Below are 12,923 nucleotides of genomic sequence, written 5' to 3' on the forward strand. Positions count from 1 at the left end.
ATGATCCTTCGTACCCTCGCGACCCTGCTGCTGGGCAGCGGCCTGGCGCTGGCGGCCCAGGCCGCCGAAGACACCGACCCGGCGCTGGTCAAGCAAGGCGAATACCTGGCCCGCGCCGGCGACTGCGTGGCCTGCCACACGGCGCCGGGTGGCCAGCCCTTCGCCGGCGGCCTGCCCATGCAGACGCCCATCGGCACCCTCTATTCCACCAACATCACCCCGGATCGGCAGACCGGCATCGGCGACTACAGCTATGCCGACTTCGACGCCGCCATCCGCCAGGGTATCGCCAAGGAGGGCCATACCCTCTATCCGGCCATGCCCTACCCCTCCTATGCCCGGGTCAGCGAGGGCGACATGCGCGCCCTATATGCCTACTTCATGCACGGGGTCACGCCAGTCGCCCAGGCCAATCGCGACAGCGACATCCCCTGGCCGCTGTCCATGCGCTGGCCGCTGGCGATCTGGCGCCAGCTGTTCGCTCCCGAAGTGGTGCAATTCCAGCCCGCGCCGGACCAGGATCCGGTGGTGGCCCGCGGCGCCTATCTGGTGGAAGGCCTCGGCCACTGCGGCGCCTGCCACACCCCGCGTGCCTTCACCATGCAGGAGAAGGCGCTCTCCCCCGCCGACGGCAAGGACTTCCTGGCCGGCAGCGCGCCCCTGGAAGGCTGGATCGCCAAGAATCTGCGCGGTGATCACCGCGACGGCCTGGGCAGCTGGAGCGAGGAACAGCTGGTGCAATTCCTCAAGACCGGGCGCTCCGCCGACAGCGCGGTGTTCGGCGGCATGACCGAGGTGGTGCAGCACAGCCTGCAGTACCTGAGCGACGCCGATCTGCAGGCCATCGCCCGCTACCTCAAGACCCTGCCGGCCAAGGATCCGCACGACGCGCCCTTCCAGGCCGACGGACGGGCCGCCGCGGCGCTCTGGCGCGGCGACGACAGCGCCCGTGGCGCCCAGGTCTATGTGGACAACTGCGCTGCCTGTCACCGCACCGACGGCCAGGGCTACGACCGGGTGTTCCCGGCGCTGGCTGGCAATCCGGTGCTGCGCACCGCCGACGCCAGTTCGCTGATCAACATCGTGCTCAAGGGCGGCACCCTGCCCGGCCTGCACACGGCGCCGTCGACCATCGTCATGCCGCCCTTCGGCTGGCGGCTGAACGATGCCCAGGTGGCCGACGTGGTCAGCTTCATCCGCGCCAGCTGGGGCAACGCCGCCGCCCCGGTCAGCGCCGCCGACGTCGCCAAGTGGCGCACCGATGACAACCGCACCACATCCGGTGATGACCTGGGCCAGGCCTTCGGTCACCAGCGACCCGCTCCGTCGCCCGCTGGCGGCGACACCCCGGCAGGGGCGCACTGAGTCCCTGCCAGACTGACGCTCGGTCAGTCTGGCAGCAGCTCGTCGAGTGCCAACGACCATCAAGCCCGGCGCCGACCGACGGGCTTGCGCGGTTAGCATCGATCCTGCTAGCTTGATTGGGTTAGTACCAAGCTGACCCCAATCGCTGGACGCCTTTCCGCTCGTTGTAGCAGCGCGAAATCAGCGTCATCCGGATCGACTGATCCCTCGATTGCTCAGGATCTGCCGCCGCGGCCTCTGAATCTCGTGCCCGGCCGGTTGCCTGCCTTCCCAAGTACTTACCTGCATGCCTGGGCGTTTCGCCCACACGCTGCCTTCCTCCAGCCAGAGATTCAGCCGTCGGCCGTTATGGGTACGAGGTTGCTGGAGTTATTTCACCGCGCCGACTGAGCGTGGATCCCAAGGATAGTCATATGAACATTCAAAACCAGGCCATCGCGGCCATGCAACACCTCCGGGCGGCCTTTGCGCCGTTCCACTGCATCACCACCCCGGCTTCGCGCAAGGGCGGCTTCAGCTTCACCGTGGTCGACGAGCGCGGCGTGGCCTGTCGCAGCGAGCGCCTCTACCCCGAGCAGTACAGCGCTGCCGACGGACTGGAGCGCGTCATCGCCCGTACCCGCCGCGCCCTGGCCGCCTGAGACGCGCTACGAGTGCCGGACGCATCACGGATTCCGTGATGCCCATGCCGGCCGCCTCCATCTGCGGTATGTTTGGCACAGCTTCGCGTAGGCGTGAGCCAAACAATGAATCCCAAGATGGAGGTCGCATGTCGCAAGTCGTATTCATCCGCCATGGCCAGTCGGCGTGGAACCTGGAAAACCGCTTCAGTGGCTGGGCGGATGTGGATCTGACCGAACAGGGGATCCGCGAGGCCCACGAGGGCGGTCAGGCACTCAAGGACGCCGGCTTCCTCTTCGACGTGGCCCACGTCTCGGTGCTCAAGCGCGCCGTGCGCACCCTCTGGCACGTGCAGGAAGGCATGGACCAGATGTGGTTGCCAGTGGTGAGCGACTGGCGCCTCAACGAGCGTCACTATGGCGGCCTGACCGGACTGAACAAATCCGAGACCGCCGCCAAGTACGGCGAGGAACAGGTGCTGGTCTGGCGCCGCAGTTACGACGTGCCGCCGCCCGAGCAGAGCGTCGAGGAGCAGCAGGCGCTGGCCGCCGATCCGCGCTATGCCGGTCTGTCGCTGGATCAGGTACCGCGCACCGAATGCCTCAAGGATTGCGTCGAACGCGTCCTGCCCTACTGGAACGAAGTCCTGGCGCCGGCCATTCGCAGCGGCCAGCGCGTGCTGGTGGTCGCCCATGGCAACTCCATGCGCGCCCTGATCAAGTACCTGGACAACATCTCCGACAGCGACATCGTCAGCCTCAACATCCCCAACGGCGTGCCGCTGGTATACGAGTTCGACGAAGACCTGAAGCCTACCAAGCACTACTACCTGGCCGACCCGGACGAGGTCGCCGCCAAGATGGCCGCGGTGGCCAATCAGGGCAAGGCGAAGTAAGGCGTTTCATCGCGGCCATGGCGGTCCGCCGATGCGGCCGCTCCTACGGTTACCTAGGAGTCTGTAGGAGCGGCCCATGGCCGCGATTTTCTTAGCGAGAAAACCGGATCGTTTTCAAGACGAGACCTGTAGCGTGGAAAACCGCTTAGCGTTTTCCACAACCAAGGTCGTGGGTGAACAGTGGATAAGGCTGCGCCGTTATCCACCCTACCTCACGCCTGGCCGTTCTGGCGCCCTACCACGCGCGCCTCGCCCAGCACGCCCTCTTCTTCCGCCTGGGCCGCCTGGATTTCCTCGTCACCTTCCACCCCGCCATCGCCCGGGGTCTTCTCGCCTTTTTCCTTGCCGTCGTCGCTGTGGTGCTCGATCACCGCATTGATCTCCGCGCCGAACAGCAGCACCGCGGACGACAGATAGAAGTACAGCAACAGCACGATGATGGCGCCGATGCTGCCGTAGGTAGCGTTGTAGTTGGCGAAGTTCTGCACGTAGTAGCCAAAGCCCAGGGACGCCAGGATCCAGACCACCACCGCCAGCACCGAGCCGGGGGTGATGAAGCGGAAGTCCTGCTTCACGTCCGGGGTGACGTAGTAGAGCGCCGCCACGGCGATCATCAGCAGGGCCACCGCCAGCGGCCAGCGGATCAGTGCCCAGAGGGTCACCATGTAGTCTTCCAGCCCCACGTAGGCAGCCAGCCAGTTCATCACCTGAGGCCCCAGCACCATGAGCGCGGCGGCGCTGAGCAGGATTCCGGCGAGGCCGATGGTATGCAGCACCGACAGCGGAATGCGCTTCCAGGCCGGACGGCTTTCCACCACGTCATAGGCGCTGTTCATGGCGGTCATCAGCGAGCGGAAGCCACCGGAGGCGGACCAGAGCGCGACGATGATACTGAAGGACAGCAGCCCGCCCTTCTGCGTCTGCAACTGGTCGATGATGGGATTGACGGTGTCCAGCGCCGTGACCGGCAGCAGGTAGGCGGCCTGTTCGCGCAGGAAGGTAAAGAAGTCCGGCAAGTGCAGGAAGCCGATCAGGGCGATCAGGAACAGCAGGAAGGGAAACAGCGAGAACAGCATCTGATAGGCCAGCGCTGCGGCATAGGTGGGCATGTCGTCGGCCACGAATTCCTGGACGGCACGCTTGATGAGGGTGAACGGCGAAACGCCGCGCAGGCTGAAGGCAAACAAGGACATAACGGCTCCTGACGAACGTTCCTCACGAAGGATTCCTGGGGCCGGCCTGCACGGCCTGCGCCCGGCGGCTTTGCAGGTCCGCCCTACCTTCAGAGTGGCAGCGGCCGGGTTGGTTGCGCCCTGACGTCAGAAGCCGGACCCCGAGGCATCCCGGCAGGCAGCGACTTCGGCGGCGGTAGGCGGGCGGATTTCCTCTATCCCGCGGCTTTCGTCGAATTCGATGTAGCCGGCGGCGGCGAATTCGCGCAGCCAGCCATCCATGGGCCAGAGTCCCCAGCGCGCCTGGAAGCGCCGGGCGTTCTCCAGGATGCTGGCGAAATGGTTGAGCGGTGGGTGATAGGTCGGATGGTACTGGTGGAAGGCCCGCGCCTCGGCCTGGTAGACCGGCACCCCCGCCGCGCGGGCGCGAAAGGCGAAGTCGGTGTCCTCGCCGCCATAGCCACGATAACCCTCATCGAAACCGCCGATGCGGCCGAAGGTGGCGCGGGTACAGGCGAAGTTGAGCGACCAGAACAGCGGGTGGGGAATCGCCTCGCCAGGCGGACGATCCCGGTGCAGGGGATGGACGACGCCGCTGGCGCGCAGCTCTTCCGGCGTCCAGTCACCTTCCGCGACGCCCGCCGGCAGGTAGTGGACGAAGCCCTGGTGCAGGGCTTCGGGGTGGGCCGTTAGCGCCTCTTGGTAGGCGTCGAGCAATTCCGGCGCGGGGATGCAGTCCACGTCGAGAAACACCAGCTCCTCGCCTGGCGCGGCGGCTACGGCAGCATTGCGCGCAGCGGCCAGGGGCAGGATGCCGTCGCCCTCGACTCCGTGCACCTGGATCGGAAAGTGTGGGCTGTGCCAGGCGCGCGGTGCCTCGTTCATCTGCACCACCACCAGGGCCGCAGGGGGGGTCGGCGCCCGCTCCAGGCCACGGATGAGATTGGCCAGTTGCCGCTCGCGGCCATGGACCAGGGTCAGGACGATCATGCCAGCACCTCGTGGGCGACCTGTCGAATACAGGCAGCGGCGCGCCGGGCGCCCTCGCCATCGCTTACCGCCGCCCAGCGCTCGGGATCGAGTTCGCGCGCCCTGGCCAGCAGCCCCGGCCAGTCCTCGTCGGCGGGCCAGCTTTCGCAGGTGATCGCCAGGTCCTGGGCGGCCAGCAGGCGCCCGGTGGACAGTTGCTCGTCGAAGGGCCGGGCATCCGGCAGGCAGAGGAAGCGGCAGCGCAGGTCGGCCAGTTCCGCCACCAGGCTGTCACCCGCCGAGCCGACCACCAGCTCGGCGCGGGTCAGCCAGGGTGCGGGATCGGCCACGCTGCCCAGAAAAGTCAGATTGGCCGGTGCCTCGATGGCGTCCTCCAGCACCGGCCCCAGCACCGTCCAGTGCCAGGCGGGACAGGCGCGGGCGGCCGCCACCAGGCGCGCGCGGCTGAAGGCGGTGCCGCCATGGCCGGCGATGACGGTGATCGTGCCGGGCTCGCGCCCGCGGTCGGGCCCTTGCCCGGCATAGCGCGACAGGCTGCCGGCATAGCAGGTCTTGGCCCGCCAGGCGGCCGGGGTACCCGGCTCTTCCAGGCAGTCCGGATAGGGTGCCAGCAGGCGACTGGCACTGGCGTAGGCCAGTTCGTGGGCGGCATCGAAGCGACTGCCGCGCTGGCGCAGATAGATCGTCGGCACGCCGCACAACCGGGCCAGCAGCGCCACCTCCACCGAGACGTCGACCACCAGCAGGCAGGGCCAGGCGCGGCGAAACCAGTCCACCAGCAGGCCCATGCGTTCGCGCAGCCCTGCCACCCCCAGCGGCGCATAGTGCAGGCAGGCGAAGGCTTCGCCTTCGACGCCCGCGGCCACGTCGGGCGGCAGCGGGCAGAGCTGGACGTTGGGCAGCGCCACCCGTTCGGGCAGGCGACTGCCGAACAGGGTCAGGGGGCCATCGAAGGCCGCGGCGATGGCCAGGGCGCGGGTCACGTGGCCGGCGCCATGGTGGTGGGCGTAGTAACCAATGTTCAGCTCAGTCACGGGCAGTCTAGCCACGGGCGACTCGGCCAGCAGCGACATCGGCGAGCAGGCGCTCGTAGCGGTCGATCATCAGCTGGTGGCTCCACTGGGCCTCGGCCCGCGCCCGGCAGGCCTCGCGGGACAGCGACAGGGCTTCGCGCAGGGCCGCCGCCAGCGCCGGCACGTCGCCCGGCGGGGCCAGGGCGCCGGTCTCGGCGGTGAGCAGTTCCGGCAGGGCGCCGCGGGCGAAGGCGGCGACCGGTGTGCCACAGGCCAGGGCCTCGGCGACGATCAGGCCGAAGGGTTCGTCCCAGCAGGGCGTGACCAGACAGGCACGGGCCTGGGCGACCTCGGCCGCCAGGGCGGTACGGTCCAGGTGACCGAGGTAGACGGCGCCGTCTCCCAGGCGGGGTTCGATCTCCTGACGGAAATAGCGCTCGTCGGTGGCCTGGCCGGCCAGGCGCAGGGCCACACCGGCCTCGCGTGCGGCATCCAGCGCCAGGTGCGGTCCCTTGTCCGGCACCAGGCGGCCGAACCAGAGGGCATGGTCGCCGATCGGCGTATCGCGCGGACGCCAGGCGTCGAGGTCGATGCCATTGGGAATCACGTGGCAGGCCGGCGCGAGGTGCGCCCAGTTGTCGGCATTGGCCTGGGACACCGTGCAGTAATGGCCGCCACCGCGCTTGTGCAATTCGCCGAGGGCGTTGATCAGTTCGAAGAACGGCGGGGTGTGCAGCACCGTGAGCATGGGGGTGCGGATCAGCCCGGACATGGTCACCGGCACATAGTGCAGGGCGTTGTTGAAGATGACGTCGAAGCCGTAGCCATCGATGCGCTGCATGCAGTCCAGATAGCCATGGTGCTCGTCGAGGTATTCGGAGCTGAGCACGTTGCGCTTGCGCCGGCAGCCGTCCGCGCCGTAGTTGCCGTCGTCGAGGATGGGCACCACCTCCAGCTCCGGCGCCGAGGCCGAACTGGCGAACAGCGTCACCGCATGGCCACGCTCGCGCAGCCGCAGGGTGATGTCGTAGGTGAAGGCTTCGAGACCGCCGGCGAACGGCTGGCGTACCGGGTGTTTCACGTGGGTAAGAATGCCTATGCGCATGGAACCGTCCGCCTGCTGTTGCCTGTCATCCCACCGTCCTTATCGCGAGCCGCTGGTTGATAGGAGTCTCAGCGACGGGAATTGGTTGTGCGCTTCGTCGTGAAAGCCGCACGGCGGGCAAACCGCGGAACCCTGCCGGGGGTCAGCCTTCCTGGACCCGTATTCCCAGCAGACGACGGAGGTTTCCATGCGTTATGAACTGCACTACTGGCCCAGCATCCAGGGCCGCGGCGAATTCGTCCGCCTGGCGCTCGAAGAAGCCGGCGCACCCTATCTGGATGTCGGCAACGCCCCGGAAGGCGAAGGCCTGGGTGTACCCGCCCTGGAAGACTATCTGCAAGGCAGGAAGACCCGCCGCCCGCCCTTCGCCCCGCCCTTTCTCAAGGCCGGTGACGAGGTCGTCTCCCATGTCGCCAACATCCTCCAGTTCCTGGGGCCGCGGCTGGACCTGGTACCGGCCGACGAGGAAGCCCGCTTCTGGGTGCACGGCCTGCAGCTGACCATCACCGACCTCACCGCCGAGGCCCATGACGTCCATCATCCGGTGGCCATCTCCCTGACCTACGAAGAACAGCAGGACGAAGCCCGGCGCCGCGCCAAGGCCTTTGCCGGCGAACGGATCCGTACCTACCTGAGCTACTTCGAGCGGGTGCTGGGCTACAACCCGGCGGGTGACCATTGGCTGGTGGGCGACCAGCGCTCCTATGTCGACCTGTCGCTGTTCCAGGTGGTGGCCGGCCTGACCTATGCCTTCCCCAACGCCATGCGCCGCCTGGCACCGGAGATCCCGCGGGTGCTGGCCCTGGCCGAGCGAGTGGCCGCGCGACCCAACATCGCCGCCTACCTGGCCTCGCCCCGCCGCCTGCCGTTCAGCGAGAACGGCATCTTCCGTCACTATCCGGAGCTGGATCCGGCCTGACGGGCAAAAGAAAAGGCCGCCCGGGGGCGGCCTTTTCGTCACGACTGGACTCAGGCGCGGTCGATGGTGTTCTTGACCGCTTCCTTGCCCTTGCCGACGTTCTTCTGCAGCTTGCCTTCGGCTTCCTGGGCACGACCCTCGCCTTTCATGCGCGAGTTGTCGGTGGCTTCGCCGATACCTTGCTTGACCTTGCCGGCCACTTCTTTGGCGGTACCCTTGATCTTGTCGCTGGTGCTGCTCATATCAGTCTCCTTGGGATCGCACAGGCAGTGCGCTTGTAAAATCCGACTGCGGCTCTAGCCGGGTGGTTTCGACCATTCGTCGCACAGCGCAGCGGCAAGCCGCGCCAGGAAGCTTTGGGCAGCGGCGCTGGAAGCCTTTAGACTTCCCGCCCTTTTTCGTGAGCGACCGCCCAGGCGCCACCCCTCGCGGGAACGTTGCGCAGGGGCCGTCTCTCCAATTGCCACACCCTACACAGGAGAATCCTGATGTCGCTGAGCCAATTCGACAACCTGCCGGGCGTGACCGCCCAGCCCGACGCCGCCACCCGCGAGTTCGTCTTCAACCACACCATGCTGCGGGTCAAGAACCTCGAGACCTCGCTGGACTTCTATACCCGCGTGCTGGGTTTCACCGTGGTCGATCACAAGGACTTCCCGGACGCCAAGTTCAGCCTGACCTTTCTCGCCCTGGTCGATCGCAACCAGGTGCCGGAAGAGCCGGAGGCCCGCCAGCGCTGGCGCAAGTCGACCCCGGGCATCCTCGAGCTGACCCATAACCACGGTACCGAGAACGACGCCGAATTCAGCTACCACAACGGCAACAGCGATCCGCGCGGCTTCGGCCACACCTGCGTGGCGGTCCCGGACATCCGCGCCGCCTGTGAGCGATTCGAGCAACTGGGCGTCGCCTTCCAGAAGCGCCTGACCGACGGCAGCATGAAGGAAATCGCCTTCATCAAGGATCCCGACGGCTACTGGGTCGAAGTCATCCAGTTCACCCCCCTGTCCTGATCCCCGCGGGCCCGGCGTCCGCCGGGCCCCGTCCTGCTGAAGACATCCGACGACTTTTCAGCGCTTAACTGATACCGACCGGCTCCAGGCCATCGACGCCTGCCCGGGCCTTTGGCGTACTGCTGGCGAAAAGCCTTACCAAAGTCGTATTGCGCACCCCAGCCAGCGACGCCGCCAGAGAGCCCACCATGAAAAAAACAACAAGAATCCGTACCGGGATGTACAGCGTCCTCAGCCTGTTCGTCGCCTGCCTGCTGCTCGCCTGCCTGTACGGCTGGATCAGCGCCCGGACCAGTGCCCAACAGATCCGCGACCTGGATAGCCTGACGATGGAGCAGCTGGACCGGGTCAACAACGCCGCCACCTGGATCAGTCGCGCCAGCGCCAACTCCCATACCGCCATGCTCGACCGCGTCAACGGCGATGCGGCCAAGGCCGAGAAAGGCGTGAAGCTGGCCCTGGAGCGGCTGGACATCGCCCGCAAGCTGATCACCGACATGCAGGCCAACGTCAGCGATCCCAAACTGGTCGGCCAGATCGAAGCCATGCTCAAGGCCTTCGACGCCTACAAGGCCATCGTCGAAGGGCAGATCGCCGCCTGCCGCGCCGGCGACCTGCCTGGCTACATCCGGATCAGCGACGGTGCCAAAGGGGCCAGTACGGCCTTCGCCGACACCCGCCAGGCCTTTACCGACGAGATCACCAGCCGTATCGACGCCACGCTGGCCGCCTCCGACAGCCGCGTGTCCCAGGCCCAGGTCGGCAGTCTGCTGCTGGTCGGCCTGACCCTGCTGCTGGCCGTGCTCTCCGGCTGGTTCATCGCCCGCCGCGTGCTGGCCCCGCTCAACGAAGCCGGCGAGCACTTCGCCGCCATGAGCGAAGGCGATCTGACCCGCCGCATCGAGGTGCGCAGCCATGACGAGATCGGCCAGCTGTTCGCCGGTCTCGCCACCCTGCAGAGTCGCCAGCGCGACACCCTGGCCCAGCTCAATCGCACCGCCGAACGACTCGACGGCGCCGCCCAGGAACTGGGTCAGGTCACCGCCCAGAGCAATCGCACCCTCAATCAGCAGCAACAGGAACTGGAACAGGCCGTGACCGCGGTGACCGAGATGACCGCCGCCGTGGAAGAGGTGGCGCGCAATGCCGCGTCCACCTCGGATACCGCTCGCGAATCCGATCGCCTGGCCGCCGGCAGTCGCGGCCAGGTGGCCCAGGTGCTCAGCGAATTGCAGAGCATGCAGAGCACGGTCAAGGAAAGCGAAACCGTCATCGCCAGCCTGGCGCAGCAGGCCAACCAGATCGGCAAGGTGCTGGACGTGATCCGCGCCGTCTCCGAGCAGACCAACCTGCTGGCGCTCAACGCGGCCATCGAAGCCGCCCGCGCCGGCGATGCCGGTCGTGGCTTCGCCGTGGTGGCCGACGAGGTGCGCAGCCTGGCGCAGCGTACCCGCCAGTCGACCCTGGAGATCGAGCAGATGATCGGCAACATCCAGACCGGCACCGGTCAGGCGGTGACCGCCATCCAGCGCAGCAATACCCTCGCCGGCACCACCCTGGAAACCACCGAGCGCACCGGCCAGAGCCTGGAGCACATCTTTGTCGCCATCGGCGACATCAACGAGCGCAACCTGGTCATCGCCAGCGCCGCCGAGGAACAGGCCCAGGTGGCGCGCGAGGTGGATCGCAACCTGATCAACATCCGCGAGCTGGCGGGCGTGTCCAAGCGCGGCGCCGACCAGATCGAGACCTCCAGTCGCCAACTCGCCGCGCTGACTCACGAGATCCACGGCCTGGCCGCGCGCTTCCGCGTCTGACCCGGCGCGCCCCTCCCCCCGGATACAGGCGCCCCGGGGGGAGGGGCGGCTTTACCCATCTTTACGTTTTCTTGGCATGACGTTGCTGCCGGGACAGGCGAAAATTGGCTCCGGGCGCCAGGCGTGGCGCCGCTTTTCGCTACGGAGCTGCCTGACGTCATGACGACCTGCCCTACCCCGCGCGGCCCGCGCCTGCGCTGCCTGCTGCTGTCCTTTCTCGCCTCGCCCCTGGGCCTGCTGGTGCTGCTGACCGGCGTGCTGCAACTGCTCGGCCCCGGCTAGGGCCGCAGCGTCCGCTCACCGAAGCGAACGGACGCCACGGGATCACAGGCGGAAGCGCGCCACCAGGCCATTGAGGTCCACGGCCAGGCGCGACAGCTCGGCGCTGGCGGCGCTGGACTGCTCGGCACCCGCGGCGGTCTGGACCGACAACTCGCGGATGTTGACCAGGTTGCGATCCACTTCGCGAGCCACCTGGGCCTGCTCTTCCGCCGCGCTGGCGATGACCAGGTTGCGCTCGTTGATGCCGCCGATGGCGCCATGGATGCGCTCCAGGGCATGGCCGGCGCCGCGGGCCACCTCCAGGGTGGACTGGGCACGCTCGGTGCTGCTGCGCATGGCCGCCACCGCCTGATCGGTGCCCTGCTGGATGGTGCCGATGGAGGTCTCGATCTCGCGGGTCGATTCCTGGGTGCGATGGGCCAGGGCGCGCACCTCGTCGGCCACCACGGCGAAGCCGCGACCGGCCTCACCGGCGCGCGCCGCCTCGATGGCGGCATTGAGCGCCAGCAGATTGGTCTGCTCGGCCACGCTGCGGATCACGTCCAGCACCTTGCCGATGTCGTTGACCTGGACCGCCAGATCGCCCACCAGGGTGGCACCGTGCTGAACGTCTTCGCTCATGGTGGCGATGGCACCCACGGTTTCCTGCACCAGATCGCGGCCATCACGGGCCACGCCGGCGGATTCCTGGGACGCCTGGGAGGTGTTGACGGCGTTGCGCGCCACCTCGTCCACGGCCGACGACATCTGGTTCACCGCGGTGGCGGCCTGTTCGATCTCGGCGTTCTGGCGCTGCAGACCACGACTGGATTCATCGGTCACGGCATTGAGTTCTTCCGCCGCCGAGGCGAGCTGGGTGGCCGAACCCAGGATGCCCTGCAGGGTATGCCGCAGCTGGCCCTGCATGGTCTTCATGGCCTGCAGCAGGCGCGCGGCTTCGTCGCGGCCTTCACTGTGGATTTCCTGACTGAGGTCACCGGTGGCGATCACCTCGGCGGCCTGCACGGCGCGGGCGATGGGCTGGGTGATGCTGCGGATCAGCAGCCAGGCGAAGACCACGGTCAGCAGCGCGGTGGCCGCCAGCAGCAGCACCAGCCACTGGATGGCGTGGCTGTAGTCGGCAGCGGACTGCTCGTTGGCCGCAGCGGTCTGCTGGTCGACCAGGTCGGTGAGTTGCTTGAGCACGCCGTTGACCGCATCGGAGTTGGCCAGCAGGTCTTCGTTGAGCAGGCGGCGCAGGGGCTCCAGCTGATCGGCGGCGGAAAACGCCAGCATGCGCTGCTGCAGACCGTCGTACTGGGTGATCAGCTGGCCGTAGCGGCGGTAGGCGGTGCGTTCTTCATCGGACTGGATCAGCGCCTCGTAGCGCTGCTGGGCGGCGCGCATCTGGCCGTTGCGCTGCTGGAACAGCGCCTGGGTCTTGGCGATGATCTCCGGCTCGCGATTGAGCAGCAGCCGATAGGAGAGCACCCGCAGGCGCAGGGTCAGGGCGGTCAGCTCGTCGAGCGCGGCCACCCGCGGCATGGCACGGTCTTCGATGGCCAGGCCCGAGGCGCGGATGTCGTTCATCTTGACCAGGGCGGTGCCGCCGAGCAGCAGCAGGAGCAGACCGATAAAGGCGAAGCCGAGCGTGGCACGCCGCGCGATGGAGAGATTGCGAAAGGACATGGGGAGTTTCCGTTGAGCCTGGAAAGCCCCCGCTATCGACCGCGCGATGCAAATCCTGAGGTC

13 protein-coding genes are annotated in these 12,923 nt (G+C 67.5%); 7 read left to right on the forward strand and 6 right to left on the reverse strand.

Annotated features, from left to right (window positions below; genetic code table 11):
- From DBY63_RS07240 to gpmA, 3 genes are all read left to right on the forward strand, one after another.
- Entirely contained in the window at window positions 1-1,365 is a 1,365-nt protein-coding gene (locus DBY63_RS07240; RefSeq protein ID WP_177411434.1) for a cytochrome c, read from the forward strand.
- Between the two features lie 413 nt (window positions 1,366-1,778).
- On the forward strand, window positions 1,779-2,006 hold the full coding sequence (locus tag DBY63_RS07245) for a hypothetical protein (protein ID WP_108581551.1): 228 nt from the start codon (window positions 1,779-1,781) through the stop codon (window positions 2,004-2,006).
- Between the two features lie 128 nt (window positions 2,007-2,134).
- Window positions 2,135-2,881 (forward strand): 2,3-diphosphoglycerate-dependent phosphoglycerate mutase, encoded by a 747-nt coding sequence (gene gpmA / locus DBY63_RS07250; RefSeq protein WP_027598118.1) that lies wholly within the window; start codon window positions 2,135-2,137, stop codon window positions 2,879-2,881.
- Window positions 2,882-3,093: 212 nt separating this feature from the next.
- Here the strand turns inward: gpmA and DBY63_RS07255 are convergent, their stop codons facing one another.
- The 4 genes from DBY63_RS07255 to DBY63_RS07270 form a co-directional block, all read right to left on the reverse strand.
- The gene (locus tag DBY63_RS07255) at window positions 3,094-4,074 is read right to left on the reverse strand and encodes a YihY/virulence factor BrkB family protein (protein WP_108581552.1); all 981 of its coding nucleotides are present in this window, start codon (window positions 4,072-4,074) and stop codon (window positions 3,094-3,096) included.
- 126 nt (window positions 4,075-4,200) lie between these two features.
- A complete protein-coding gene (locus tag DBY63_RS07260; protein ID WP_108581553.1) occupies window positions 4,201-5,043 on the reverse strand; it encodes a galactosyltransferase-related protein in 843 nt (280 codons plus the stop codon).
- Window positions 5,040-6,077 (reverse strand): hypothetical protein, encoded by a 1,038-nt coding sequence (locus tag DBY63_RS07265; protein ID WP_256594357.1) that lies wholly within the window; start codon window positions 6,075-6,077, stop codon window positions 5,040-5,042. The genes DBY63_RS07260 and DBY63_RS07265 overlap by 4 nt, the downstream gene beginning before the upstream one ends.
- A gap of 7 nt (window positions 6,078-6,084) precedes the next feature.
- Complete coding sequence (locus tag DBY63_RS07270; protein WP_077171315.1) at window positions 6,085-7,161, reverse strand: glycosyltransferase; 1,077 nt, start codon at window positions 7,159-7,161, stop codon at window positions 6,085-6,087.
- A 187-nt stretch (window positions 7,162-7,348) separates the two neighbouring features.
- Between DBY63_RS07270 and DBY63_RS07275 the strand changes: the two genes are divergently transcribed.
- Window positions 7,349-8,080, forward strand: a complete 732-nt coding sequence (locus DBY63_RS07275; protein ID WP_027600373.1) for a glutathione S-transferase — start codon at window positions 7,349-7,351, stop codon at window positions 8,078-8,080.
- Between the two features lie 50 nt (window positions 8,081-8,130).
- On the opposite strand, the gene DBY63_RS07280 is transcribed toward DBY63_RS07275, so the two are convergent.
- On the reverse strand, window positions 8,131-8,322 hold the full coding sequence (locus DBY63_RS07280; RefSeq protein WP_027598113.1) for a CsbD family protein: 192 nt from the start codon (window positions 8,320-8,322) through the stop codon (window positions 8,131-8,133).
- Window positions 8,323-8,568: 246 nt separating this feature from the next.
- On the opposite strand from DBY63_RS07280, the gene gloA reads away from it, so the two are divergent.
- The 3 genes from gloA (at window position 8,569) to DBY63_RS25175 (ending at window position 11,192) form a co-directional block, all read left to right on the forward strand.
- Complete coding sequence (gene gloA, locus DBY63_RS07285) at window positions 8,569-9,093, forward strand: lactoylglutathione lyase (RefSeq protein WP_027598112.1); 525 nt, start codon at window positions 8,569-8,571, stop codon at window positions 9,091-9,093.
- Window positions 9,094-9,281: 188 nt separating this feature from the next.
- The gene (locus tag DBY63_RS07290) at window positions 9,282-10,910 is read left to right on the forward strand and encodes a methyl-accepting chemotaxis protein (protein ID WP_074583473.1); all 1,629 of its coding nucleotides are present in this window, start codon (window positions 9,282-9,284) and stop codon (window positions 10,908-10,910) included.
- A gap of 159 nt (window positions 10,911-11,069) precedes the next feature.
- A complete protein-coding gene (locus tag DBY63_RS25175) occupies window positions 11,070-11,192 on the forward strand; it encodes a hypothetical protein (protein ID WP_255211814.1) in 123 nt (40 codons plus the stop codon).
- Between the two features lie 42 nt (window positions 11,193-11,234).
- On the opposite strand, the gene DBY63_RS07295 is transcribed toward DBY63_RS25175, so the two are convergent.
- Complete coding sequence (locus DBY63_RS07295) at window positions 11,235-12,860, reverse strand: methyl-accepting chemotaxis protein (protein ID WP_108581555.1); 1,626 nt, start codon at window positions 12,858-12,860, stop codon at window positions 11,235-11,237.
- Window positions 12,861-12,923: the final 63 nt, after the last annotated feature.

It is taken from the genome of Pseudomonas sp. RIT411 (assembly GCF_003057735.2).
In the GTDB taxonomy this organism is placed as follows: Bacteria; Pseudomonadota; Gammaproteobacteria; order Pseudomonadales; family Pseudomonadaceae; genus Chryseomonas; species Chryseomonas oryzihabitans.

Bases quoted from the DNA above. Each gene is read 5' to 3' on its own strand.
- DBY63_RS07240 (WP_177411434.1), top strand. From the start codon at position 1: ATGATCCTTCGTACCCTCGCGACCCTGCTGCTGGGCAGCGGCCTGGCG.
- DBY63_RS07245 (WP_108581551.1), top strand. From the start codon at position 1,779: ATGAACATTCAAAACCAGGCCATCGCGGCCATGCAACACCTCCGGGCG.
- gpmA (WP_027598118.1), top strand. From the start codon at position 2,135: ATGTCGCAAGTCGTATTCATCCGCCATGGCCAGTCGGCGTGGAACCTG.
- DBY63_RS07255 (WP_108581552.1), bottom strand. From the start codon at position 4,074: ATGTCCTTGTTTGCCTTCAGCCTGCGCGGCGTTTCGCCGTTCACCCTC.
- DBY63_RS07260 (WP_108581553.1), bottom strand. From the start codon at position 5,043: ATGATCGTCCTGACCCTGGTCCATGGCCGCGAGCGGCAACTGGCCAAT.
- DBY63_RS07270 (WP_077171315.1), bottom strand. From the start codon at position 7,161: ATGCGCATAGGCATTCTTACCCACGTGAAACACCCGGTACGCCAGCCG.
- DBY63_RS07275 (WP_027600373.1), top strand. From the start codon at position 7,349: ATGCGTTATGAACTGCACTACTGGCCCAGCATCCAGGGCCGCGGCGAA.
- DBY63_RS07280 (WP_027598113.1), bottom strand. From the start codon at position 8,322: ATGAGCAGCACCAGCGACAAGATCAAGGGTACCGCCAAAGAAGTGGCC.
- gloA (WP_027598112.1), top strand. From the start codon at position 8,569: ATGTCGCTGAGCCAATTCGACAACCTGCCGGGCGTGACCGCCCAGCCC.
- DBY63_RS07290 (WP_074583473.1), top strand. From the start codon at position 9,282: ATGAAAAAAACAACAAGAATCCGTACCGGGATGTACAGCGTCCTCAGC.
- DBY63_RS25175 (WP_255211814.1), top strand. From the start codon at position 11,070: ATGACGACCTGCCCTACCCCGCGCGGCCCGCGCCTGCGCTGCCTGCTG.
- DBY63_RS07295 (WP_108581555.1), bottom strand. From the start codon at position 12,860: ATGTCCTTTCGCAATCTCTCCATCGCGCGGCGTGCCACGCTCGGCTTC.